Annotated in this window: 3 protein-coding genes; all 3 read left to right on the forward strand. The window is 30.4% G+C overall.

Annotated elements, in window-relative coordinates; translation table 11 throughout:
* The first annotated feature begins 392 nt into the window (after window positions 1–392).
* The 3 genes from ACRDDY_RS10270 (at window position 393) to ACRDDY_RS10280 (ending at window position 2650) form a co-directional block, all read left to right on the forward strand.
* Complete coding sequence (locus ACRDDY_RS10270) at window positions 393–1232, forward strand: phosphoadenosine phosphosulfate reductase domain-containing protein (RefSeq protein WP_438564862.1); 840 nt, start codon at window positions 393–395, stop codon at window positions 1230–1232.
* Between the two features lie 231 nt (window positions 1233–1463).
* Window positions 1464–1679, forward strand: coding sequence for a hypothetical protein (locus ACRDDY_RS10275; protein WP_438564863.1), 216 nt, complete (start codon window positions 1464–1466; stop codon window positions 1677–1679).
* A 56-nt stretch (window positions 1680–1735) separates the two neighbouring features.
* Entirely contained in the window at window positions 1736–2650 is a 915-nt protein-coding gene (locus ACRDDY_RS10280) for a DNA-methyltransferase (RefSeq protein ID WP_438564864.1), read from the forward strand.
* Window positions 2651–2662 lie beyond the last annotated feature (12 nt).

Here is a 2662-nt window from a genome sequence, read left to right on the forward strand (position 1 = left end):
CTAGACAAGTTATATCTGAAGATCGTGATTATGCTAAGATTAAACTTATCGAATATATAAATGAGTTTAATAGAAATAATCCTCACAGAGAGCTATCTAACGTTGATATTCTAGGTGTTAAATGTGTGGAGAGTTTAAATATAGTAATTGAATAAATCAATTTCAATCCGTTCTATTCCTTCGTAAAGAAGGTTTGTATAGTAAGTTATTTAAGTGTAGCTACTTAGATGATTTATGAGAAAAGGATAATGAGTTAAAACTGTAAAAACTATACTCAAGCTGTAAAGCTAACTATATTATTAGAGAAACCATTTGTAGGCTAATAATTAATATAGGGATATAAGTTTCCCTATTCAGACTAAAGGCAATTTAGTTTTGGATAGGTGAATGGATTGAAAAGAGATGAATTAACAATACTACAAGCATTACCATTAAATATAAAAATAGCAAAATCAAAATTGAGAATTGAGGAATGGATAAGGCATCATGGAAGAGATAAGATTTATATAAGTTTTAGTGGTGGAAAAGATTCTACTGTGGTAGCTAAACTTGTTAGAGAAGTTGAATTTATGATGTTTGGAGACAATACTATTCCATTAGTTTTTAGTAATACTGGACTCGAATATAAAGAATTAGTAGAGTTTGCTATGAAACAAGAAAATATAATAATGATAAGACCTAAAATAAATTTTACTGAGGTTATTAAGAGATATGGTTATCCTGTTGTATCAAAGAATACTTCGGCAAATATATATAAACTAAAGGAAAATAATTTAAGTGAAAGATACAGAAATTATTTATTAAATGGAGACGAAAGAGGAAGTTATGGTACAGTACCTAAGAAATGGCAACATTTAATAGATTCAGACTTTAAGATAGGAGCTGGATGTTGTGATGTTATGAAGAAAAGACCTATGCATCAATATGAAAAAGAAACTGGTAGGAATTGTCCTTTTACAGGTGAGATGGCTGAGGAAAGTAGGCTAAGAACAAAACAGTATCTTGAATATGGATGTAATGCTTTCACAAGAAAGAAAGGTTTTAAATCTACTCCATTAGGGTTCTGGACACAAAATGATATTTTAGAATACATATATAATGAAAAATTAGAAATAGCTAGTGTATATGGAGATGTGGTTATTGATAGCTATAAAGAATTAGATGGTGGACTTAGACTGCCACAATTTAAAACTACAGGTGAAAATAGAACAGGTTATTGCATAGCCGTCTAGCTTAGTGATAGGTTAGATAATAAGGTGGTGAACCCTATTGCTTAGGGGTGTGGCTTTTTAAGCTGCTAACGAGGAAACCTAAGTCAGAAATGATATGGCAATCTCGTGCTTGTAAAAGAGTGTAGAGACTAGGAAGTTGTTCCGTAAGATGGAAGATAAGCTACCATTTGAAGTGTCACCTATCTCAATGAGATAAAGAAATAGTCCATACTTACAGAAATGTAGGATTAAATGTGTGTATTTTGCCTGTATGGTATAACTTTTGATGATAAAGCAGAAAATAGAATACAAAGATTAGCTAGGACACATCCTGAATTATACAACTATTGTACTAGAGGAGGAAAACATGATGAAGAAGGAAGATGGATACCATACCAAGGATTAGGACTAGCTCATGTAATGGATGAGTTAGGAGTTGAGTGGAGAGTTGAAGAAAAGGGAAATTAATAATTGAAATAATTTAAAATAAATAATATGTATAACAAAGGTGGAATTAAAAAGGTATGAAAAGAGAAAGCTTAAGTGAATCAATTATGAATATGTTCTTAGGAACTGATTTTACATTGGAGGAAGTATACGATGCGATACCAGAAAAACCACATACGACCATAAGAGGTCGAATTTATGACAATATAGGAAAAAGATTTACGAAGGTTAAAAGGGGAGTTTACAGAGTGATAGAAGGAGAAAATGAATGTATTGTAATAGAGGGAAATGGAAGAGATTTAAGCTTTCTTCCTAACTCTAGTATAGATTGTATTATGACAGACCATCCTTGGTCGGATAAGAAGTCCAATATAGGAGGAGATAGAAAATTTACTAATACATATGAGTGCTTTAATTATACTAATGAAGATTTTAAAGAAAAATTTAGAGTATTAAAAGATGGATGTTTTCTAGTTGAGTTAATTCCAGCAGAAAATGAAAATAATTATAAATATTTATATGAGCTTAAACTAATAGCTGAAAAAGAAGGATTTAAATATTATGCTAAAGTATCATGGAAGAAAGGTACATTTGTAAGTAACACTGGCAGAAAGGCTAAGAACAGTGAAGAACTTATGATATTTAGCAAAGGTAAAGCTAGAAACTTAAGATTAGATGCAAAGAAAACTAAAAATACTGGAGAAGAATGTTTTATGAGTGGTACAAGTAAAATGTTGCCTACTCAATTTGATATACAGTCAGTTCCAGTAAGACAAAAGTTACATCAAAGTGAAAAACCTGTAGAGTTATGGGAAGAAGTAATTCCATATGTAACTAAAGAAAATGAAATTATATTAGATCAATTTGCTGGAGTAGGTGCAGTTGGAATAGCAGCTTTAAACACAGGAAGAAATTCAGTCATGATTGAAATTGACAAAGATAATGTTGGAAAAATATTAGATAGAATAAATAAACAAAACAGTAATAATTAAAAATAATAAATA

This window comes from Clostridium sp. (assembly GCF_051656525.1).
In the GTDB taxonomy this organism is placed as follows: domain Bacteria; phylum Bacillota; class Clostridia; order Clostridiales; family Clostridiaceae; genus Clostridium.

Bases quoted from the DNA above. Each gene is read 5' to 3' on its own strand.
- ACRDDY_RS10275 (WP_438564863.1), top strand. From the start codon at position 1,464: ATGTGTGTATTTTGCCTGTATGGTATAACTTTTGATGATAAAGCAGAA.
- ACRDDY_RS10280 (WP_438564864.1), top strand. From the start codon at position 1,736: ATGAAAAGAGAAAGCTTAAGTGAATCAATTATGAATATGTTCTTAGGA.